Raw genomic sequence first — 24,062 nt, forward strand, 5'->3', positions numbered from 1 at the left:
ATGACAGCAAGCGCAGGCGCGTGGTATCGCGTAGGTACGGTAAACGTAACTAAAAACAATCAAATAGTAACCGGTGTAGCAACTAACTGGCAAAACGATGTTATTGCTATTGCGGTAGGTGATATTTTTACCCTAGATGCAAAGACCTGGTATGAAGTAACTGCGGTGGCAAGTGATACCAGCATTACGCTTGATCGCGGCTTTGAAGGTGCCACAGGTACGGGTAAAGCTTACGCCATTGTGCGCAATACGTCCGGCACGATATTAACGCGCATTGCGGGCCAGGTATCAGTACAGTTCAATCAAAAGCAATTGTTTTTAGATGAGCTGCGTACCTGGTTAAACTCTAACAGCGCCAGCGAAACACTAACCGATAGTCACGGCATTACGCAGTCGCTTAAAACACCATCGCAGATGGTGCGTGACCATGACAACCGCTTGGCTGAGTTAGATGAAATTCACCCATTCCCTTGGGCTATGCGTAAAGTAGAGTTTGAAGCTAGACGTGCTGTGAATAACGAAATGTTTGCAGCCAGTGGGTTCGTGTATTTTGGTAAGCAAACCACGCTCTCTGAAAACGTAGGGGAAGGTTTATCCTCCGTGGAAAGTCAGCATTGGGTTAATCAATTTCGTTTAGGGGTAAGCCCTGTAAGTAATAATATCTTTGGCAAGTCCGTGACCCATTTCCCGAAACTCAATATTGGTGGAGTGGTTACTAACTTAAGACAGATAGGCAGGGCGGCCCATGAAACTGATAATAACAGTGTGCGGCTACCTCCGGCGGAAGATGGTACGCGTACATACGATAGCGCCACAGGATTATCGGTAACTCACGCAACCCCCGAAATAGCTTTTGCTAGTGAAACAGCAACTAATAAAGTGGTTACGGACCGTGTAGATATGTGGGGGTTTGAAGCGTACTTGCGTGAAGTGAAGGATGATGACCCGTTTGTCTATGCTAATGGCTTGATCCAATCCCTAGCGGGGGATATTAATGGGGTGGCAACCTTTGTTGATACTTCGCGGCCCGAAACATACTTTTCATGGTTCGAGGGCGACGCCCCGATACGTGGGCGGGGGGTTAACTGGCAAACAGCAAGTGAAGCTAATCGCATTAAAATAGCTAGCGACCCCGCAAACAATATTTATTTTGATGATGCGACAGGTAAATTTTATCAATGGTGTGTCCGTGGTCGCAGCTTTGCGGGTGCGGGTAATGGTGACTGGCGAACTTCTAGACCGCAAAAGGCAGACACATTAGGATTCGCACAGCACCTAGCAACTACAGTGCAAATCCAAGGATCGCGTGGCGCGTTGGAGCCTCCGGCATGGGCAACAACGTACGTAGGCCGAGAACATACATCAAACAAAAATCCCTTTTTAGGGGTTTTTACCAATGTTAATCACGGCATTCCAGAGGATAACTACTTCCTAGTGTGCGGCTCTGTGAATAGGCTTAACCAAGGAGCGTACCATCCTAGCTTTAACCCCTCAGGAACGGCTAAGTGGGGGGGCGGCACCTTAGATGAGTATAACCTAGCTTATCGCTATGACTGGAGGGAAATCGGCAGTTTACCGTCTCTAGGCATGGTGGCGACGACTAGACAGCAGGCTTTCACCTTGAAATCTACCGCCCAACAGGGCTCCGGTAGTATAGGGAGTGAACCCGCCCGCCCAGATGGCCGAAACCATGACACTATTTACGCCAGCGGTCACGGTGGCCTTTGTCGTGATATGCGCTACTCAGCTTGGGGATTAACTCAAGAAGATTTTGTTGAAGCTGATTTGAATGTTAAGTCCGGTAAGTATCGCGGGCGTGAAAATCTGGCCCGCACTAAAGTAGATAAATTGGAAGTGATTAGTGATGGCTTTTCGGGTGCCGTACCTAATTACCTGTACCAAGACAGTAGGCTTAGAAATATTGGTGTTAATATGGCTTCGGGTGAGACGCTGGATTACTACCTAGTTAACAGTGCAACTAAAGAAGTTATCCATAGTGACGACATACCCCCAGCGGCGCATGACGTAAGCCGCTCTAAATCAATATACTACCCCGCAGCTTGGGGCGATACCCCTACTATTTATGTCATTCATCGAACGCCCGAAGCGAGCTCAATCGCGGGTGAGTTCAGTCACGCTGAAGTTATAGGTACGCCTTCAAATATTCTACTTTGTAAGGATTTGAAAAGCGGATGGCTTGGCAGTTGGCACCCTATTTTGCCCGACGGAGTGAGTCAGCCTCGGAAGCTATCCAGAAAAGCTAAGGACGTCACGAAAGTATACAGAACTACGGATTTAGGAGTTACCTGGACGGGCCATACTATTAGTAGCTTAGCCGTCTTTTCAGAGAGAGAGAATACGGTTAGCTTTCCGAGTCTATCCGCCGACTATATCCTTATGCTTATGTACACTACTAAGGCAAGGATGACCGAAGGAGCTAGTAATAGCCCCGTTTATGGTGGGGAAAAAGGGGTAGGGGTTGTTCACGCCACAGCCTTTACTCAGGGAGATAATAACTACCAAAGTTCATCCGATTTTTGTTATAGCTTGATTTCTAAAGTTACAGACCGATATACAGTCGCAGCGTACCCAGAAAATCAAAAGACCTTAAGCCTTAGTATCAATACGGATAAGAGATTAACCGATGCCAAGGAAGCTATAACCACCCACACACCTATTAATTTATCTATTATCCCAGAAAATCCAGCAGTGAAGGCACTTAACTACAACGTACTTAATAATCAGCAAGGTTTTGTAAACTACGCGTACACCGAACTAAAAGCTGAAGCTTTGGGCGCGGGCGTAGGAGACGACAATCAGATACATATCGTAGATGGTAAATCAACACGCCTAGACGACAACGGTGCAAAGGTTATTTACGGAACAGCACAAATCGTAGAACCATTAGGGTGGATAAAAAATGACAAGTAAACTAATTGAGTTCATCGTATTAGATGAAGAGCAAGGCCCTGTTTTGACTGAGCAGGGTTTGCCCCAACTGCTACAGCGACCAGACACTAAAACTGAGCAAGATATTGAGCGATTAATTTCGCTCGGTAAACCTGTGGCAGTGATCAACGTGTTTGCGGGGCTAGTAAGCTTAGGCGAGCAGTGGGGTTGGGCGCAAGACTACTTTAACTACTTGGTTGAGCTTAACGAAGCAAACGAGTACAACGCTAACTTACCTGAGCCAATAGCAAACGAAGATGGCACAATAACCGAAGCAGAGCCTAAGCCCCTACCTACTGAGCCATTGCGCCCCGAAGCTAGAACCGTTGAGCAAGTGCTAGCGCCGTATCAAAGAAAGCTATCTAAGATGGTGGGTATAGATATAAAAGGCGTTAACGTATCGCTGAACGAAACCAACCAAAACGGGCTATCTGCTTTGAAGTCCGCCTTTGACTTGGCTACCGAATTTGATGCGCAAGGGCAATTTTTCCCTATTAAATTTAATGCTGAAACAGCGACCGGCGAGCAGGTTGTAGAGCTGGCAGATGAAGCAGAGTTTAAACAGTTTGGTTTGCAGTTTATCCTTGCTCGAAAAGCCTACTTTGAATAGGGGCAATTACATTGACCGCACTTAAAACCCTTAGAACGTTAATAGGCTACATTTTATGTGGCCTTTTGTTTATATGGCCCTTTGTAATTTTATCTGTATTTGCATTTGCAGGTAGCACTTGGGCTTTTAATAGTTTGTATAGCATAGACATTGCTATTTGCAGTATTTGTCATGGTACCAGGCTTGAGTCTATATCAGCGCGCAGCTTTAGGTTGTCGCACGATAAACGCTACCGGTACCAAATGCTTGTCATTGACTTTTTAGCGCGCCCTTTTGATGGGGATAACCATTGCAAGCGCGCGCACAAATGGGAAAGCAAAGTAATCAAGCTCAGATAACCCGCCCCACAGCAGCAATTAAACATTTAATCTAACTATAAGCGAATACTATGCCTGCCATATCCGTTAAAACATTTGCCGGTGAACGGCCTAAAGTTGATCCGCGCTTGCTCCCTAACGAATCAGCCGCTAAAGCCTATGGCTGCCACTTTGATAATGGCAACTTATCGCCACTCAAAAGCCCGTTACTGACTGGTATATCCGTTATTTCTAACGCGAAAACTATTTACAAGCACTTAAATGAGTATTGGTTCTCATGGGATAAAGCGGTTAACGCGGTAGCAAGTCCGGTGGCTAACGATCCATGGCAACGGGTTTACTTTACCGGTGACGGGTACCCGAAGGTAACGAACAACACTATTTTTAGTGGCGCTATCATGCCAGCTAATGATTACCGCCTGGGTATTCAGTCGCCAGAAGTGCCGATAATCGCCATTGTTAATGATGCGGCTACCGAGGAAGTTGATCCCAACGATGATGAAACGCGTTATTACACGCACACGTTTGTTACTGAGCAAGGCGAAGAAGGCCCGCCAGGTGAAGCGTCGCAGCGTATTGATATTAGATACCCCAATGAAGAAGGTACGCATGTAAAGCTATCGTTTTCACCGCCTAACGTGAACGCGTCGAACATCACGCACCGACGAATATACCGAACGGCAACCGGCGGCGGCATAGCTGATTACTTGTTTGTTGCTGAAATTCCTATTTCACAAAACCTATTTGTTGACGATATATCTACCGACGAGCTGGGATCATCGCTTGATACTTACGACTATGAAATGCCAAACGAAAACATGATCGGCTTAACGTCGATGGCTAACGGTATCTTAGCTGGCTTTTTTGATAGTACCGTTTGCTTTAGTGAGTCCTACTTACCATATGCCTGGCCTACCGGGTACCAACTAACAACCGAGCATAAAATAGTAACGTGTGCAGCACTTGGCAATACGCTGGCGGTACTCACAGAGGGCTACCCGTATTTATTTAGTGGCATTAGCCCTGACTCAATGGCCGGGCAAAAGCTTGAATCTAACCAGTCATGCACCAGCGCGCGATCGGCGGTTATTGTTAATGGCTCACTTATTTACGCAAGCCCCGATGGTTTAATAGGCCTTAACGGTGGTGGGCTATCCATGCTTACCGGGCAGATAATTACTCGCGAGCAGTGGCAGGAATATGAGCCAAGCACGATTGAGGCGTACCACCAGGAAGGGCGCTACCTGGCGTTTTACGGTGCCAATTTAGATAAGGCATTTATATTTGACCCTACAGATGGCGATTTTAGGCATTTTACAGCGACAGCCAATTGTGGCTTTAACAGCCTGGTTGATGATGCGCTTTACATTTGCCAAGGTAAAAACCTTAGCAAGTGGGAGGCTGGCCCCGCAGTTATGAGCTACGAGTGGAAGTCTAAGGCGTTTATAGCTAACGACCTAAGCTTTGCATGTGCAATGGTAAAAGGCGTAGACACGGAGCTTGCAGGGCTGCGCATTTACGCCGACGAAGTGGAGGTATTACATTTAGCGCCAGGGCAAATACCTAAATCAGCATTTAGACTGCCAAACACGCGCGGTAATTCATGGTCCTTTGAAGTTTACGGCAAGGGTACAATTCATAGCGTGTCGATTGCGACAACGATGCAAGAGGTAGCGGCTTAAATGGCTAAGTTAACAAAAGGTGGCTTTTCGGGTATTGCTCGAAAGGCAAAGCAAAGCCAATCAGAAGGCGCGATCACAGAGAACATTGAAATATTAACCGGGCAACGTGGTAGTGGTGAAAACCGCGCGCTATTAGTTAAGGACCTGGTTAACTTAGATGATATGAAACGCAATGCGCTAATCAATAGCGCAAAGGGTGGCAACAATAGCGGTGGCTTACCCATTGTTGTAGGTGGTATTCAGCGCCCGCACGCACCAGTAAACCTTAGCGCTACCGGCGGCTTTACGTTTATAGCACTAACCTGGGACCGCCCAACTTATCGAGGTCACGCTTACGCTGAAATTTGGCGCAGCGAAACAGACGCGTACAACACAGCTACGCTTATAGCTACCGAAGTGGCGGACGTATTTAGCGACTCAGTAAACATGGGTGCTGAATTTTACTATTGGGTTCGCTTTGTAAACGTTGCTGATATGAAAGGCCCTACGCAGGGCGCAAAAGGTATCTATGCTAAAACTGTTGAGTCTGCGGCGTCTATACTTGATGAAATAGGCGGGAAAATTGAAGGCTCGCACCTGGGGGATTTCCTAACGTCTGAAATAGGGAAGATACCGGAAATAGATTTTACTTTAAACGAAGTGATCACGGTTGAGATACCGAAATTAAAAGTAGACGTTGATAGCTTTGGAGCCGACGCCGACCAACTGCGCATTGACGCTGACTCATTACGCGTTGATGTTGATAGTAACCTTGCAGCAATACCCCCGCTTAAGCTTGATGTTGATAAAATAAAGCTGACTGAAATACCAAAATTAAAGACTGACATTGATCAGCTAAATGTAGATGTTCCTGCATTAAGGGCGGACGTTGATAAAAACCTGGTAGATATTCCAGCGTTAAGAATAGACGTTGATAAAAACCTGCTAGAAATACCGGACATTAAAAGCGATGTTAGTGCGATAAATGTTGAGATACCAGCTATTCGCCAGGACTTAATAGACTTAACTGGCGAATCAGCAGAAATCAAAGCTATTGCAGATACAGCAAAACAAAGAGTTGAATCGGTAGAAGCAAGCAGCGAAACTTTAGCTAGGCAGCTAATTGAAAGCGCGTCGGTAAATGATACCAATTGGCAAAGCAATACGACAAAGCTAATAGCGTTTGAATCGTCTTTAGAAAATGTGAATGCCCGTATTGAGTCTGATTTTTTAACTAAAACAGAAGCAAACGAAGCGATAGCCGCCGCGTCACAAACCATACGCACTGAAATAGAAGAGTCGGGCTTAGCGCTATCTGGTGATATAGAGAGTACCTATTACACTAAAACAACTACAGATCAGGCAATTGCTCAAGCGACCCAGGATATAAAGGCGCAAATTGAAGATCCATTGGGTAGCAGTGTTGGCGCTCAACTTAAATCGCAGCATTACACTAAAGTCGATGCGGACAGCGCGATTAGCTTTTCAGCAGAGCAGCTAAAATCAGCAATAGAGAACCCGGCGGGTACCAGCCTGGGCGCATTAATAAACAACGACTATTACACAAGCATTGCTACAGATAGCGCCATTGCGGCTTATGGCTTGCAACTAAAAAGCGATATTGAAAACCCGGAAGGCGATAGTATAGGGGCCTCACTTAAAACCGATTACTACACTAAAACCGATACGGATAGCGCAATAAGCCAGGCGACTACGCTATTAAGCTCAGAAATTACCGGCGCAACCGATCAGATAGATACAATAAATGCCACACTTACAAGCGATTATTATACAAGTGCGGAAGCGGATCAGGCGGTATCAGCAGCGACGCAGCTTTTAAAATCTGAAATAGAAAACCCGTTAGGCTCAAGTGTTGGCGCAACTTTATTTAATAACTACTCGACTACCACAACTACAAATGAGGCTATAAGCCAGGCGACGACTGAGCTTAAATCAACCTTGGATGGTGACATTGGCGCGATAAGTGCGGACCTGGGCAGCAATTACTACACCATAGCCAGCACAGACAGCGCAATAAGCCAGGCGACACAGTTATTAAAATCAGCAATTGAGGACCCGCTAGGCACTAGCATTGGTGCGACTTTGGCTACTGAATATTCTACTACGGTAGATATAGACCAAGCTATTAGTGAAGCAACTACGCAGCTGAACTCGAACATTGATAGTGCCGAAGCAGATATTTACCAAAACGTATATACGAAAGTTGAGGCAGATACCGCCATATCAGGAAGTGTAACTGCGCTCAGATCTGAATTAAGCAAGGTTATCGAGGATGGCGACACCGCTTTATTCCAGGACTTTAGTGCGGACCTGCAAACTAACTACTACACAAAAACACAAGCGGACGGCGCGATAAGCTCGGCTACAACGGCTTTAAAATCAGCGCTTGATAGTGATATAGGTAATGTAACTACTGAGCTACAAGATAACTACCTTACAAAAGTAGGCACCAACTCAGCCATTAGCCAGGCTACGCAGCTTTTAAAATCTGAGATTGAAGATCCAGAGGGCAACAGCCTGGGCGCTACGCTTTTTACCGACTACTCAACTAAGACAGAAGTTAACCTGGCAATTAGTGAAGCGACCACACAGCTAAACACTAACCTAGATAACCTGCAGTCTGATGTATATAACAACTTTTACACCAAAACGGATGCGGATAGCAGCATAGCCGGTAGCGTTACCGCGCTTAGATCTGAGCTTATGCAGGTTATTGATGATGGCAATAGCGACGCCGTTCAATCCATCGAAGCCGACCTGCAAACTAACTACTACACCAATGTAGCAACAGATAGCGCTATCAGTGAGGCGACAACCTTACTAAAGACAACTATTGAAGATCCGCAAGGGGATAGCCTGGGTGCTGAACTGTTTAATCGGTACTACACCAAAACAGACACCGACGGCGCATTGGCTGAACTTAATACGCAGCTAAGGGCAGAGTACCAACCACTAAGCGAAGCGGTTATTGAAAACGCCCTTGCCAATGATGAGGCAAACAACAAGCAGCTAAAATTTGCAGCAGAGATAATATCGCAACAGAAAACCTTTGTTGATGATCAGGGCGCGCTTGCTGAGTCTATTTTTGCGCTACGTTCTGAATTTGGCGACAGCCAGGCAGAGCTATATACCTTGAAAGAAACGTATGCTGGCAACGTGCTAGCAACTGCGAAGGAGTTTAACAAACTAGAGTCAAGCATAGGCGACGTATCAGCAACGCTATTAAATAGCTATGACACATCGGCCACGACAACAGAAGCGATAGCTAATGCGGTTTTGGCCCTTAAATCTGAAATAGAAGATCCTGCAGGGGATAGTGTAGCCGCCAACCTACAGGTGAACTACTACACCAAAACTGATACTGATAACGCACTAAGCGAGCTAACCACGCAGTTAAACGCAAGCGTCACCGGTTTATCAGCTGAAATTTATGAAAACATTTATACTAAGGTCGATGCGGACAGCGCTATAAGCTCGGCTGTTACTGCGCTTCGCTCAGACGTTGATAGTGATATAGGCGAACTTAGTGCAGGAATAGAGCAAAACTACTACACCAAAACGGATGCGGACAGCGCAATAGCACAGGCTAACCAACTGCTAAAATCGGCTATTGAAGATCCGGAAGGTAGTAGCCTGGGCGCAACCTTGTTTAATGCTTACTACACAAGCACTCAAGCAGATAGCGCGATAAGTGAGGCCACAACGGCCCTTAAATCTGTTTTAGATAGTGACATAGGTAGCGTTACTGCGGACTTGCAAAACAATCACTCTACTACAGCGCAAACAAATCTCGCCATTTCAGAAGCGACCCAGCAGTTAAAAAGTGCTATTGAAGATCCCGCCGGCGACAGTTTAGCGGCGGATATTTACACTAACTTTTCAACCAAGGCTGATACAACTAGCGCCATTAGTGAAGCGACAACAGCGCTAAAATCTACACTCGATGGCGATATAGGTGCGGTTTCGTCCGACTTGCAGACTAACTATTTAACTAGCACGCAAACAGATGAAGCCATTAGCCAAGCGAATACCTTATTAAAATCGACAATAGACGATGATATAAGCTCAGTAGCCGCAGACCTACAAACTAACTACCTAACAAGCACGCAATCTAACCAGGCGATAAGCGAAGCTACTACAGCGCTTAAATCTGTTTTAGACGGCGATATAGGAAGTGTTGCGGCGGACTTGCAGAACAACCACTCTACGACAGCAGAAACAAATTTAGCTATATCCCAGGCAACCCAGCAACTTAAAAGCGCAATCGAAGATCCTGCCGGAGATAGCTTAGCGGCAGATATTTACACCAATTTCTCAACCAAGACAGATACAACCAGCGCAATAAGCCAAGCAACTACGGCACTAAAATCTACACTTGATGGCGAAATTGGCACAGTAGCATCGGATTTGCAGACTAACTACTACACGAAAACTAACACTGACAGCGCCATTAGCCAGGCGACTACGGCGTTAAAATCTACGCTGGACGGCGATATAGGTGCGGTAGCCTCAGACTTACAGACTAATTATTTAACCAGCACGCAAACGGATCAGGCAATAAGCCAGGCAACCACAACATTAAAATCCACACTGGATGGTGATATTGGCGAGGTGGCCGCAGATCTGCAAAACAACTATCGCACAGAGACAGATACCGATACGGCAATCAGCCAGGCAACAACTGTTTTAAAAAGTGAGATTGAAGATCCGGAAGGCAACAGCCTGGGCGCTACGTTATTTAATGACTTTCAAACTAAGGTGGATGCGGACAAATCAACGGCAACGACTAACCAGCAACTTAGGGCAGAGTTTGAGCCAAGCGCACAAGCGGTAATTGAAAACGCATTAGCGAATGACCTGGGGCAAGGCAGAAGAGCGCTAGCCGAGGCTGATATAATCAACAAGCAAACTGTTTTTGCTAATGAGCAAGAAGCACTAGCCGAATCCATTACCCTGCTAAATACGTCGATTGACGAAAGTAACTCAAACCTTTACCAGCTACAAAAGACTTTTGCCAGCAAGACGCAGGCAACCGCACAGGATTTATTAAAGCTCGATAGCAGTGTTGGCGATGTTAAGGCTGATTTAGTAAATAACTACTTCACTAGCGCAGACGTTAACGAGGCAATAGCCAGTGCAGATATGGCTTTGCGTGCTGCCATAAAAGGCGGCGACGATGAAGCTTTAGAGACTGTAACGGCAGAGCTACAAACCAATTATTATACAAAGGCATCGGCAGATAGCGCCATTGCAGAAGCGACGACGCAACTTAAAAGCGCCATTGAGGACCCTAACGGATCAAGTGTTGGTGCTGATTTATACGTTAACTATTCAACAACTACTGAAACAGGCTTAGCTATAAGCTCAGCTGTTACCGGGCTAAAGTCTACAATTGATACTGATATTGGCAACTTAAGCGCTGGATTGTCGCAGAATTACTACACAAAAACCGATACAGATAGTGCAATAAGCCAGGCTACTACAGCTTTAAAGTCAACACTTGATGGCGATATTGGCGACTTGAATGCGGTTTTGCAGACGGACTATTACACTAAGGTAGCCACGGATAGCGCGATTAGCTCAGCAGTAACCACCTTAAAGTCTACGCTGGATAGTGATATAGGAAGTTTGGGCGCAGTATTGCAGGCAAACTACTACACTAAAACAGCGGCGGATAGTGCGCTTAGCTCAGCAGTAACTAATCTAGGCTCTAAAATTGACACTGATATAGGCGTTGTTAATTCAGGGCTGCAAACAAATTACTACACTAAAACAGCAACAGATAGCGCCATTAGCTCAGCAGTAACTACGCTTGAATCAAGTGTGGGTGATGATATTGGCGACTTAAGCGCGGTACTACAGGCCAACTACTACACGAAAACAAACACTGACGGCGCAATTAGTAGCGCCAGCCAGGTGCTAAAAGCCGCTATTGAGGACAAAAACGGTAACAGTGTGGGTGCCAGCCTGCAAACACTTGGCGAAACCGTGGCAACAAATGACGGTAAATTCTCTTCTTTGTGGGGCGTAAAGACCAGCGTTAACGGCTTGCAGTCGAGTATTGGCCTAGTGAACGACGGCGTAGAGCCTATCTTTGCAGTTAAGGGCGCTAAGTTTGCGATTATAACGGATCAAGATCCTACTAACTTAACACCGGTATTTGCAGTTTCAAGCGGTAAAACGGTAATTAACACGGCGATAATTGACCAGGCATTTATAAAAAGCCTGGTTACAGATGATTTATTATCTAATCGTATACTGGTTGGCTCCCGCTTTACGTCGCCGTCTATCAACTACAATCCCGCCAATGGCGCAAGGAGCAATAACTTTTCAATTGACCCTGGCGGCAACATGCTTGCTAAGAGCGCGACGCTTGAGTCGGTAACTATTAAAGACAGTTACGGCAATGTTGTTATGTCGTCTACCGGTGCCATACCTTCATCAAAAGTAACTGGCCTGGGGGCTTTAGCCGCTAAAAGCTCACTGTCTTATAATGAGGTAACAGGCACGCCCGCGCTTGGCTCATTGGCTTACTTAAACTCGCTCGCTTACAACAGCATAACCGGCAAGCCGTCACTAGGTCCTTTTGCTGGACTTAGTAAAATATTGAGTTCAAACGTTACAACCTATATAGCCAACGGCGCTATTGGTAGTGCGCAAATAGATACGGCGTATATCAACTCGTTGTTTGGTCAAAACGCGAGCTTTTATGGCACCGTGTATGCGAACAATATTGAGGGCGATGTAACTGATATAAAGTCAAAATCAACATCGTTTGTAACAACCTCATCTTCGGCGGAGCTAACAGTGGTAACATTTACAGTGTCGGCACTTCCTTTTACAAGAAACGTGATGATTTGCGGGGTGGAAACGACAGGCTCAGGAGCTAGCGGATCGGCTCCCAACGTTGAAGTGCTTCTATATGTTTCCGGCTACTCAGGGGCGCGAGACAAATATCTTTGTTCTCATTCAAGTACAGGATCTAGCGTGGCAATATCAATGCCACTAGTTGCAACCATACCCGCCAATAGCACCAGGACAGTAACAGTTAAGATTAGGAAGGTGGGCGGCAGCAGTTCAAGCACTGCGACTGCGCGAGCGCAGAATGTGGTGTGCCAAGTATTCAAGTCGGGTTCTACAATTTCATAATGGATAAACCCCCCAATATAGGTTAATATTTTACCATAATGGAAAAATCGTATCTGCAATGTGTTGTGTGGGAAAACCACCGCGACCGGCTTAAAGAGCCAATAACTCGAATAGGTAATATTGCAAACGACCCACACCTATACTCTGAAATAAATAAAGCCTGCTCAAATGAGCGGGCTTTTTTGTTTTTAGCACCCGATGGTTTTGTTGTTTTATGGCCGCGCCACATTGATAAAAATACATTTATTGAAGTGACCATTGCGTCTTGCCATGGCGGAAACGCAGTGCAACGCTACCTTCGTCATATCATTAGGCTTGCCCGTTGTGGTAACGCTTCTTTTATAGAATTTGCAACCGCCAGGCGCGGTTTTAACAAAATAGCCCCCCTGCATGGCTGGGTTCGCAGTGGCGAGCGCGACAACTTAACAATATGGCGGCACTTTTTAGAGGTTGATAATGGGTAAAAGTAACGAAGTAAAAGAAACTGAATATGAAAAGGAGCTTGCGAAAGTGTACGCCGAGGAATGGGAGCTTTATCAAGAGAAAATTGTGCCGTTTGAAAACATGGTTATTGACGATGCGAAGCAATCTAATGATGAAAGTGTTTACGGCGATATAGCTGAAAACACCAACCTTGGCTATAAAAAATCATTTTCAGAAGCGAGTAATAACACGCTAGCAAATATGGAGGCTAGCGGGATAAACCCCAATAGCGGCAAGTTTAAAAACGCTGTTAGCGATATGGCTGACGGCGAAGCGTCTGTAACGAGTGATGCTATTGCTCGCTCGCAAGTTGCTGGGCAGGACCGTTACATAGGCAAGATGAGCAACATCATGGCAATGGGCCAGGGGCAATCTCAGCAAGCGACGGCAACGCTTAGTGATATAGCGTATGGCTCGCAGCAAAAGGCATTTAGCGATGCGAAAAACAACCAGGCTATAAGCGATAGCTACATAGGCGCAGCGGGAGCTGTTGCAGGTGCTGCAGGTAGTTATTACTCAAACCTGCCCGCCGGAACAGTAACGCCAAGCGCCAATACTAACGCCGCAACTACCAGCGATATAAACAATGCACTAACAGGGGGAGGTTAATATGGCTAGCATATACAGCGGTACGGTTGACTCAGCAACGAACCAAGTGGAAAACGCGGATCTTGCTAATGCTGATCCGGGAAATGTACGCACAGACAAGTACCAAAACGCGCTAGCCGACTTAACGCGCCAGCAATTTGAAGATTACAAAAACCGTTTTTTACCGGTGCAAGAGGAATTGTTTGGCCTAGCTACCAGTGACAAGCTACTGAACGAGCAAATGCAGCGCAATGAGAAAAATATAGACAATGCTTTTGCTCAATCCAAAGTTGCTGAATCGCAGCGCTTGGGCCGATATGGTTTATCACCCGAAGAAACAGCCCAAGGCAGTGCCAATGAAGGACTACTAAAAGGGCTTACTACAGCTTCAATCAACAACGAAACTCGCGAGTCTGTAGATGATTTGCAAAATAAAATTTTAACGGGGCAAGGCGGCGCGCCACAATCCCTAGCTGATATAGGTGGAAAATAATGTCTTACTCAATTATGCAATCGGGCCAAAGCACGAAAGGCAAAGCGACCGACTCATTAAAAACGCTGTCGGATATGGAGCAAAAGCGCGACATAACCAATGAAGGCATAAAAACGCAGAAAAAAACGTCGCAAATGAGCGGTGCAGCTTCGGGCGCAATGGTTGGCTTTACCGTTGGTGGGCCTTGGGGCGCAGCTATTGGCGGCGCAATTGGCTTAGTGGCTGGCGGACTTTAAGGGGTAATTTATGGCAGGTGCATTTGTAGACGGCGCATTAAAAGGCTTTGAAATGATGGAGCGCCACCAGGCGCGCAAGGACGACAAGGCTCGACTTTCTATCATGGATGAGCGTAATGAAGAGCGCTACCGTGAGAGCATTGAAAGACAAAACCGAATGGATGAAGAGAGCCGTAAAAACCGCGAAAGCGATGTTACGTGGCGAGAGAGTCAAGCGGAAAGTACCAATAACTACCGCAACGATGCGCTAACGGCGAATAAGGAGCAGACTAAGTGGCAGCAAAACTACAAAAACCAGCAAGCGCAATGGCAAAAAGATCAGCAGGCAATACCCGTCGCATGGCAATCATTCAGAGAAACGGGGCAGGTACCAGAAGAGCTTAGCGATGTGCTAGAGCGAAACAAAGGTATGGACCCAAGAACCTATATGAACCCACAGTACCGCGCAGAAGTTAAAGGGCTGGGTGAAAAGCTTGATAACGTAATCAAGAGCGGCAACATGGCAGAAGCCAACTCGCCAGAAACGTTAAATCTATTTAACAATGTTTTTAAAGACAAGATAAGTCAATCGGTAGGACAGTTCGATGAAAAGGTTAACTCTAAAATTGCCAGTGTTGATTTTGCCGGGTTCGTTCCGGCCGAGCGCGAGGACGGTAGCGTAGCCCTGGCGCTCAAGGTGACGTATGCAAATGGATCACAAGAAATAAAACCTATGACCAAAGGGCGCTCGTCTGACGGCGACGATCCGGTAATGACCTACACGCCGAAAGAGCTTGTAAACACTATAAAAACGCGTGCCATGATGGCCGATATGATGGAACGCCCTGAGTATTGGGACAAAATGGGCGCAGAGGTCGCCGCAAACTTTGGCCGTGGCACGAAAGCAAGCGCCGGCAAAGGTGGAGATAATGGGTATCAAAAGCAACTCAACTCGATACAAGATGAAATGACTAAAGCGCTCGCTAAAATCGAAGGCGGATCAGACCTGGACTACCTTGATGATGGTGGTAGAGAGGAAGCTAAAAACAGAGTTAAGAAGCTTTATCAAGAGCGTATAGAGCAGCTACAGCAGTCTTACGGTACATCATCTAGCAGCAAGCCTACAAATTCTAATCAGACAAATGAATCTGTTAAATACATTAGTAAAATAGATGGCGTTGATGCCAAGGGCGTTATCTCCAAATTCATGGAAGCGAACAAAAATTTATCAGAACAGCAAGCTACACAAATAGCCATTCAGCAAGGGTATTTATCAAATGACCAATAAAATAGTAGATCCATTTACAAATAAAGAAATTGAGTTTGTTGATCCCTTTGCTGAGCCAGAAACTAAAAGTGGGATGGCGGCAGCATTTGGAGCGGGAGTTGATAAAGTTGAAGAGCTAGGTTACCGCGCAGTAAAGGGCTTTACTGACACAGGCGAAAACCCAGATGATCACGAAGAGGGCTCGTTTTCTCAGTCGGTGGCAAAGGCAATTGGCAAAGGTGGCTCAGTTTCTAAATGGGCGCAAGAAGGCATCGATCGCAATGTTAAAGAGCAGGAGGCATACGAGCCAACCGTTAAATCATATAAAGATATTGATGGGTTTGGTGACGCAGCCAGCTATACCGGCGAATTGCTGGCTGGCTCGCTACCCTACATGGCAGGCGCTGCTACTGGAATAGGCGCGCTTGGTATGGCTGGCGGTTTATCGCATGAGGCTTATGAAAAGCAGCCAGAAGGCGAAAAAGACGCGGCAAGAGCTGTTACATCGGGTGCCGCTCAAATGCTACTTGAGCGTTTAGGTATCAAGGTAAGCATGGGCCAACTTGGCAAAGATATTTTAAAAGATGGTGTGGTAGAAACCGCTAAGCGCATGGGCAAGGGAGAGCTTGTAGATGCTGTACGCGATCCAAGTTTTGCTAAGCGCATATTCAAAGGCGCTGTAGGCGAAGGCTTAACCGAGACAGGTCAAGAGGCACTAGCGCAATGGGGCGCAGGTAAAAGCATTGATGAATTTGAAGGGCTAGACGAAGCATTTGTAGGTGGTTTTGCGGTCGGTGGCGTAATGCGTACTGGCTCAGAGTCAGCGCAAAAGGTAATGGGATACCAGAAAAAAACAGCCGAAGCGGTAAAGCAAGGTGTAGATCAACTTGTTGAGGCAGGCGCAAGCCACGGTGAGGCAATTGATACTGTACGTAAACAGCAATATGACGCCGCTAAAAAGCAGGGGCTAAGTGAAGCAGAGGCGTCCGCAGTTGTTGCGCGCACCATGAAAGAAAAATTTGGCATTGACGATCCTTTGTTTGCAGCAGCAGCGGAGCCAGTGGCGGTGGAGTCGGTAGAAGCGGGCATGGAGCCAACCATACCCGAAGATACGCAAACACCTATTTTTCAAAATGATGAAGTGGATTTCGATGCGCCAACAGCAGCTAGACAGGCGGGATTTGATCAAACAAATAAAGCGGCCGGCCAATATGGGGATATGCTTACAAGCCCTGCGCAACAGTCATTAAGCGCTTTAGATGCAGGCAACAATGCGCCCACAGTAGACGAGCGAGTAAAGGCGGCGGCCTTTGATAAATCACCAACACCAGAAGATCGTTTTAGCCCAATAAAGTACCAGCATGAAGGCGATTTATTGGGGCCAGAGGCGCAAGACGCGCAAAGCATAGACAATGCCCCTATTGATGGGCAAACAGTGCCAGAACAAGGTAAGTTACCAACGGCAGAGCAAACACAAAGCCGGCAAATGCGTGAGCAAGCCCAAGTAGATCTTGAATCGCAGCCTAAAAGCATTGAGCAAAAAGATATTATTTTTGGTGAAGATGGCAGGCCGCAGCAGCGTGCAGCACAGCAGGTAAAGCAAGCTGGTAAAGACTCACAAAACTTATTGCCACAAAAAGATATTATTTTTGCTGACGATAATAGTGGGGTTAACGTTTCTAAAAATGGCGAGCCATTCAAAACTAAACGCGGTGCACTGCTAAGTAAAGAAGCTCGCGCAGCACGCAGAGCAGGCCAAAAAACAAAAGCAGTTAGCTTTGATAATGGTTTTGGCTGGGAGATTAAAGGCAGCGATATAAGTGCTGCACCTAATGCAGCTCCGGATATAAGTGCGGACAATACTAAAAGTACGCAACCGGCTGCCAGTTTAGCGGGCGAACCAATAGATAGTGAATGGACTGTGTTTAATCAGCAAAGCGAAACTAAAAATATTCCAAGGGCAGAAATGCCGCAAATTAAAGCGGAAAATCGCGGCGCATTGGTTAACTTTATGAAAGCGCGTGACATAAGTCATGAGCAAGACGAGGTAGCAGCAGCCTCATTAAAGCCAACGCAGCAAGAGTTTTCACCGGCCAAAGTTAAAAAGGCAATGGAGTTTGAAGGTGGTAATCGCTCTATACTTGTATCGAATGATGGCTATGTGCTCGACGGCCATCACCAGTGGTTAGCCGCCCGTGAAAAAGGTGAGCCAGTAAAAGTAACTCGCTTAAATGCGCCTATTGAGCAGTTGGTACCATTGGCCAAAGAAATGCCCAGCACTGAAACGCAGGGCGATAATAGTAAATTAATTACTGCTGATAACGATGAAACGGCCATTTCTAGTAAATTAAATACCCAGAATGATACTGAAAACGCAAAAATCAGTAAATTAAATGAAAGTGCCGAGCCTACCGCGCCGGTAACAAATGCCGCACCTAAATTAGATCGGGCAGAGGCTGAGTTGCCCGCAGTATTAAAGGTAAGCAAAACGAAATGGTTGCAGAGCCAAGCTAAAGAGCAGGGGCTAAAAAAAGGTTCGCCAGGCTTTGACGTTGCCATGGCCAAAATAGAAGAAGGTTACGAGCCAGCTATTGATAGAGCGCTTGCTGAGTCGTCGTTTGAAACTTATAAAAAGTTTAACGACGATACGCCAGAGAGCATTAACCGCATGGCGCATAAAGAGCTGCGCAAAGAGTTTGGCATTGATGATACGCCACCGCCAATAAAAGAAGCCGTTAAGCCCGCTAAAAAAACAGAGCCGCCTAAGAGCGGTTTTTCTTTGCCTGAAAATCGGAATGTAAATGGCATGGCTGCCAATGAAATAGAAGCGATCATCAGCAAAACAAGTAACGACTTAGCCACAACAAGTAAAGAAGATTGGGGCAATTTACGCGGGCAAGGTAAGCGCGTTGGCGGCATGGTGATGGGTGGCATGCGTGATTCATCACTGCAAGGTGAAAAAGCTTACACTAACGTCATTGGTAAACTAGAGCAGGAAAGCAAGGCTGATTACGATGATGCAATAGCAACATTTAATGATGATAATAATGGCAAGATAGCCTATGGAAAAGCTAGAAGCGCGGGCTTTGATCATGACACGTCACTGCGTTACGGGCTAAGCAAGGTAGCAAACATAGGAATGACTTTTGATGAGCTTTTAAATGTCGAAAGCAATAATGTCGGCGATAATGCGACACCTAAGACCAAGGGCGGCACGAATCCAGATGAAAGTAATCAAGCAACAGTCAAACAACCAGCAAGCGAGCCAGATCAGGCTAGCCCACAAGAGAGTATTGATGACTTTGGAGAGAAGCTAGGTGGCGCGCGTAAAGATGCATGGAGCGGCTTTAGCGAAGCAATACAAGATCAGCAAAACACCGCTGAGCTACCATTAAGCAAGGCATGGCCTGAGCCAAACTACAAAGAACTTGCAAGCACTGGTGCTAGCCTTGAGTCTATAGCGCTAATGGCTGCAATGCGCAGTGAAATACCATCAAAACCAAGAGTTGCACGCAAGGTTGCAAGGTGGGCAAAAACAGTAAACGACTTAAAAGAATTTGCAGCAGACTTAATGAGCGGCGATCGCGATATAGCAACTGTAATGCAAAGCATGCGAAACCATAGCTCAAAGCTAGCCGCTGTTGTTGACGCCATACCCTCTATTGCAAAGGCTGATATTGATACATTAAAAAACGTTGCAGATTACCGTATCTCTTCTGGTAGTTTTTCCGTATTTGGCGGTAAAACATATTCGCCTAGCAAGGTATTTTATTTTATAGAGCGCAATGGCCGCCCAGTTTATGACGGTGCCAGCGAAACATTAAGTGACGTACAAGCACTACTAACCAAGGTTGTCAAAGCGGAGCAGAGCGACACATCTAATGCGACAAGTGGCAAGAAAAGCAAAATTAGCGTTTACCGTGATCGATACACTAAAGATGTTTATTTGGGATGGAAAGGCGCAGGTGGCGTTTTAAAAATAAAGTCATTCGACGATTTAGGTACCGCCAGAGAGTACCTTAAAAACAATCGCGAGGAAGTAGAGCAAACCCTACAAAAAATGAAAGAAACCCCAAGCATGCGTAAACCTGTTAATGCAGAGCGCGCGGGACCTGAGCGTTACGCAGGCAATGTAACACCAGAAACGTTTAGTGAAGCATTTGGCTTTAGAGGTGTTGAGTTTGGTAATTGGGTAGAGCAAGCTAAGCGACAAAAGGATTTAAACCAAGCATACGATGGCTTAATAGATTTAGCCGAAGCGCTCGACATACCACCAAAGGCGTTAAGCTTAAACGGCAAACTAGGCCTTGCGTTTGGCGCGCGTGGTAAGGGCGGTAAAAACCCTGCAGCCGCACACTACGAACCAAACAGCGTTGTTATTAATCTTACCAAAAAGGCAGGCTCAGGATCTCTTGCGCATGAGTGGTGGCACGCCCTTGATAATTACTTTGGCAAGCAAAGGGCTAATACAGACTTTATTACTGAGTCGCCATACACATTATCAACAGATGAAATTCGCCCTGAAATGGCAAGCGCTTTTAAACATGTAAGAAATGCCATTGTGCAAAGCGGGTTGCCTGAGCGCTCAAAGCAGTTAGACACTAGGCGATCTAAAGCTTATTGGGCAACGACAATAGAAATGACAGCGCGATCATTTGAAACTTACATAATAGACAAGCTAAGCCAGCAAGGTATAGAAAACGACTACCTTGCTAATGTTCTAGCTGATGATGCGTGGACAGCGGCAGAGTCACTAGGCTTTGAGTCCAGTAATTCATATCCATACCCAAATAAAGCAGAGCAACAGGGAATAAATGCTGCATATCAAACATTGTTCGACACTATAGAAAGTGAAAACACCAGCGAAGGCATACGGTTATTCTCAAAATCTAAAAACCTTAACACTAGTAAGTCAATAAGCGCTGAGAAAGCCCAGGGTATTGCTGATGAGTTTGTTAAAAGCTTAAAAGGTGCTAACGGGATCACAGTAAGCATATTGGAGGACACCGCTACCGCAGAAAAGCTATGGCGTATGAGTTTGGACGGTGCGACAGTTAAAGGTGCTTACAGCGAAAACAGTAAAACAGTGTATGTGATAGCCGAAAACATCGACAGTGAAAGCGACTTGAAGAAAACTTTGGCACACGAAACGATAGCTCACGGCGGCTTAGATACAGTAATTGGCGCCGATGCTAAGCAAGCATTTATTGATCGCATAAAAGCTACTAAGGGCCGCAAGGCATTTGAGAAATACTGGAAGGACGCAAACAACGACTATTGGGATGCAAGCCAGGACGTAAAAGCCGAAGAGATATTTGCCCGCTTTGTAGAAAACGAGCCCACCAAAGGCGAGCTTAAATATTGGTGGCAAGCACTTAAACGTTTTATACGTGCACAGCTTGATAAAGTAGGCCTGGCATATAGTGAAGATACAGAGCTAACCGCAATGCGCGAAATGCTTGAGAGTATAGTTAAGGGATTTAAAGCGCAGCGTGAGCCGATGACTAGCAGTCAAACTGAAATGGCTTACAGCCAATCTGATAAGAAATTCAGCCATACAACCAGCAATGGCAACAGCCAAACATCAAGCAAAATATCAGAGGCTATAAAAAAAGCAATCAACCGTGAGAGCCGCTTTGAAAAATCAAGAATGCCAGAGTGGGAGGCACTAAACGCTCAGTTAAGAGAGACAGATAAAACAACTGGCAGCAAAATAAAGCGCCAATTATCACGATGGATAATGCCTGGCGGAAACATGCCGGAAACAGTAAAACAGGCCGTTAGGGGGCGTGATCGCGATGTGGCTGTGCATGAATTTGATATATCAATGCTGGTAGGAAAGTTAAATTCAGCAATAAAGTCTGCAAGTATCAATCCTGACAGGCTTACTGATGATCAGTGGGCTAAATATCACCAGTTTTTAACTGGCGAAAATAATGGCTCGACACTTGGGCAAAGTGAGCGCGATGTGTTGGTGCTTATGCGGGAGCATATAGATGGCCTGACCCGCGATTATGTAGCAAGCGTAAATAATAAGCTGCAACAGCGATTGGCAGAGGATGGAGTGACCGACCCCAAAGAAGCTGCTCGCCTTGAAAAAATGCTAGGTAATGTAGGTAAATATTTAAACCGTAGTTATAAGGCCTTTGATGATAAGGAGTGGTTTAAGAAGATCCCCACGAAAGTTATTGATGATGCCCGTACATACTTAATTAACCAGTATAAACGAGATGGACATGCAGCTGAGGAAGCTCAAAATAAAGCGCAGGTTACTTTAAATGAAATAGTAAAAACTGGTACAGCTTACGAAAGCCTGGGCTCGTTTATTGCTGAGAGTAAACTTGGCTCTAAAGATCTTTCCACTTTAATACCGAGAAAAGATATATCGCCAGAAATTAGAGCTTTATTGGGTGAGTACGCAGACCCACGGATTAACTACGCTAAGTCAGTATCAAAAATGTCCTCTATGATCGCAAGCGACAAGTTGTTAAGTACAATACGCGATATGGGCATCAATAATTTTATTTTTGAAAAAGACACTCGGCCACCGGAGGCAACTGTTCAATTGGCGGGCGAAAAATCTGAGGTGTATTCGCCGCTGAACGGTATGTGGACCACGCCAGAAATAAAAGAAGCATTTGAGGATGCAATGGGAACTGGTGGTGGCGAAGGGTGGCTTGATACAGCGATACGAATTAATGGCTTTATAAAATACGGCAAAACAGTTTTATCACCCACAACGGCAATGCGTAATGTGATGTCATCTTACTTTTTCACAGTTGCAAATGGTCACTTTAATCAAAAGTATATGAAGCAAGCCGTATCTGCTTTTAATGCGCAAGTTAAAGGTAAGGTTACTGATGGCGAGTCTGATTATATCAAACGCCTTATTAAGCTAGGTGTTTTGTATGACTCAGCAAACGCCGGTGAAATGGTCAAAATGATGACCGACGGAAAGATAAGCCAAATGCTAGAGGGCAAAGGTGGAGCTGCATTTGAAAGCTTACGATGGCTGACTGACAAGGCGACAGGCTTTTATCGCTTTGGCGATGACTTTTGGAAGATTGTCGGCTTTGAAAATGAAAAGGCAGCACTCATAAGAACAGGCATGCCGCAAGGCGAGGCCGAATCAGTGGCCGCAGAGCGAATACAAGATACCTACCCAACATATAGCCGCGTTGGCAAAGCGGGGGTTTGGCTGTCAAGATTTCCGCTGGCTGGTACGTTTGTTTCATTTCCTGCTGAAATAGTTAGAACTACTGGCAACATGATCAAGCTTGCAGCTAGCGAAATTAAATCAGACAACCCTAAAGTGCGCGCTATGGGAGCAAAACGAATTGTAGGTATAACTATGGCAAGTGGCGGCATGTTTGCTTTATCAGCCCTCAGCGCAGCAATGTTTGGTGTGACGGATGATGAAGAAGAAGCACTTAGGGACATGACAGCTGACTGGCAAAAAAACTCAACTTTCGTTTATGCAGGTAGGGATAGCGATGGGAATTTACGTTATTTTGATATGTCATTCTTAGACCCGTACGGATATTGGAAGCGCCCTATAGAAGCGATGATGCGAGATCAGCCAGTAGATAAAGCGATAGCATCATCATTAAGCGATATGATTTCGCCATTCTTAGGAGCCGATATAACTGCAGGGAAAATACTTGAAGTGCTTAGCAATAAAAAGCAAAGCGGTGGGCAAGTTTATAAAGAAAACGATACGGCCATTCGTAAAAGTGCAGATATTGCTGGGTACTTAGCATTAGGCCTAGCGCCAGGCGCAGTAAATAATGCTTGGCGAATTGGTATGGCGGCAGGTGATGTTAAGCGCTCGACAGGTAAGCCATATAGTTTGCCTGATGAAATGCTGGCACTAATGGGATTTCGTAGTTCAACATTTGATCCCAAGGTTAGCCTTTATTATCGGACCTTTGACTTTAACAGCTCAATTGCAGAGGCTAGAAAAGAGCTAAGCGGTGTACTAAGAGATCCCAATAAGGTGTCAGATGGCGAGATAAGTGCGGCTAAAGATCGAGCAAAATCAAAGCAAGAGCAGGCGTTTAAGCAAATGTCTCGCTTAATTCAGGCCGCGCAAACTGGCGGAGCAAGTCGCCCTCAAGTTGTACGAATATTATTGTTAGCAGGTATTAGCAAGCGCAATGTTGGGTTTTTACTGCAAGGGCGAGTGCCGCCGGTTAATTTATCGGACACATCATATGAAAGCGCTGTAAAACGAGCTCAATTAATAATGGACAATGAATCAGCGAGGGAAATAAGAAGTCGATTTAACCGCATAACTAGTAAGGATTAAC

The 24,062-nt window shown here is 45.8% G+C and carries 10 protein-coding genes; all 10 read left to right on the forward strand.

All coding sequences use genetic code 11. From position 1 onward, the window contains the following. The gene (locus PTRA_RS06400; protein WP_058373115.1) at positions 1 to 2,931 is read left to right on the forward strand and encodes a hypothetical protein; all 2,931 of its coding nucleotides are present in this window, start codon (positions 1 to 3) and stop codon (positions 2,929 to 2,931) included. Beyond that, positions 2,921 to 3,559, forward strand: coding sequence for a hypothetical protein (locus PTRA_RS06405; protein WP_058373116.1), 639 nt, complete (start codon positions 2,921 to 2,923; stop codon positions 3,557 to 3,559). The genes PTRA_RS06400 and PTRA_RS06405 overlap by 11 nt, the downstream gene beginning before the upstream one ends. 388 nt (positions 3,560 to 3,947) lie before the next feature. After that, entirely contained in the window at positions 3,948 to 5,558 is a 1,611-nt protein-coding gene (locus tag PTRA_RS06415) for a hypothetical protein (RefSeq protein WP_058373118.1), read from the forward strand. Next, positions 5,559 to 12,707, forward strand: coding sequence for a hypothetical protein (locus tag PTRA_RS06420; protein ID WP_058373119.1), 7,149 nt, complete (start codon positions 5,559 to 5,561; stop codon positions 12,705 to 12,707). It begins immediately after the preceding gene. A gap of 38 nt (positions 12,708 to 12,745) precedes the next feature. After that, on the forward strand, positions 12,746 to 13,171 hold the full coding sequence (locus tag PTRA_RS06425) for a hypothetical protein (RefSeq protein ID WP_058373120.1): 426 nt from the start codon (positions 12,746 to 12,748) through the stop codon (positions 13,169 to 13,171). Next, positions 13,164 to 13,799 (forward strand): vWA domain-containing protein, encoded by a 636-nt coding sequence (locus PTRA_RS06430; RefSeq protein WP_058373121.1) that lies wholly within the window; start codon positions 13,164 to 13,166, stop codon positions 13,797 to 13,799. Before PTRA_RS06425 ends, PTRA_RS06430 begins: the two co-directional genes overlap by 8 nt. Position 13,800: 1 nt before the next feature. Beyond that, positions 13,801 to 14,271: a hypothetical protein gene (locus tag PTRA_RS06435; protein WP_058373122.1), complete on the forward strand. Its 471-nt coding sequence runs from the start codon at positions 13,801 to 13,803 to the stop codon at positions 14,269 to 14,271. After that, the gene (locus PTRA_RS06440; protein WP_058373123.1) at positions 14,271 to 14,507 is read left to right on the forward strand and encodes a hypothetical protein; all 237 of its coding nucleotides are present in this window, start codon (positions 14,271 to 14,273) and stop codon (positions 14,505 to 14,507) included. Before PTRA_RS06435 ends, PTRA_RS06440 begins: the two co-directional genes overlap by 1 nt. Positions 14,508 to 14,517: 10 nt before the next feature. Continuing rightward, positions 14,518 to 15,774, forward strand: coding sequence for a hypothetical protein (locus PTRA_RS06445; RefSeq protein ID WP_058373124.1), 1,257 nt, complete (start codon positions 14,518 to 14,520; stop codon positions 15,772 to 15,774). Continuing rightward, a complete protein-coding gene (locus PTRA_RS06450; RefSeq protein WP_058373125.1) occupies positions 15,764 to 24,061 on the forward strand; it encodes an LPD5 domain-containing protein in 8,298 nt (2,765 codons plus the stop codon). Before PTRA_RS06445 ends, PTRA_RS06450 begins: the two co-directional genes overlap by 11 nt. The last annotated feature ends 1 nt before the right edge of the window (position 24,062 follow it).

This window comes from Pseudoalteromonas translucida KMM 520 (genome assembly GCF_001465295.1).
In the GTDB taxonomy this organism is placed as follows: Bacteria; Pseudomonadota; Gammaproteobacteria; order Enterobacterales; family Alteromonadaceae; genus Pseudoalteromonas; species Pseudoalteromonas translucida.

Excerpts from the sequence above, each read along its gene's own strand:
- PTRA_RS06400 (WP_058373115.1), top strand. The coding sequence starts at position 1 with ATGACAGCAAGCGCAGGCGCGTGGTATCGCGTAGGTACGGTAAACGTA.
- PTRA_RS06405 (WP_058373116.1), top strand. The coding sequence starts at position 2,921 with ATGACAAGTAAACTAATTGAGTTCATCGTATTAGATGAAGAGCAAGGC.
- PTRA_RS06415 (WP_058373118.1), top strand. The coding sequence starts at position 3,948 with ATGCCTGCCATATCCGTTAAAACATTTGCCGGTGAACGGCCTAAAGTT.
- PTRA_RS06420 (WP_058373119.1), top strand. The coding sequence starts at position 5,559 with ATGGCTAAGTTAACAAAAGGTGGCTTTTCGGGTATTGCTCGAAAGGCA.
- PTRA_RS06425 (WP_058373120.1), top strand. The coding sequence starts at position 12,746 with ATGGAAAAATCGTATCTGCAATGTGTTGTGTGGGAAAACCACCGCGAC.
- PTRA_RS06430 (WP_058373121.1), top strand. The coding sequence starts at position 13,164 with ATGGGTAAAAGTAACGAAGTAAAAGAAACTGAATATGAAAAGGAGCTT.
- PTRA_RS06435 (WP_058373122.1), top strand. The coding sequence starts at position 13,801 with ATGGCTAGCATATACAGCGGTACGGTTGACTCAGCAACGAACCAAGTG.
- PTRA_RS06440 (WP_058373123.1), top strand. The coding sequence starts at position 14,271 with ATGTCTTACTCAATTATGCAATCGGGCCAAAGCACGAAAGGCAAAGCG.
- PTRA_RS06445 (WP_058373124.1), top strand. The coding sequence starts at position 14,518 with ATGGCAGGTGCATTTGTAGACGGCGCATTAAAAGGCTTTGAAATGATG.
- PTRA_RS06450 (WP_058373125.1), top strand. The coding sequence starts at position 15,764 with ATGACCAATAAAATAGTAGATCCATTTACAAATAAAGAAATTGAGTTT.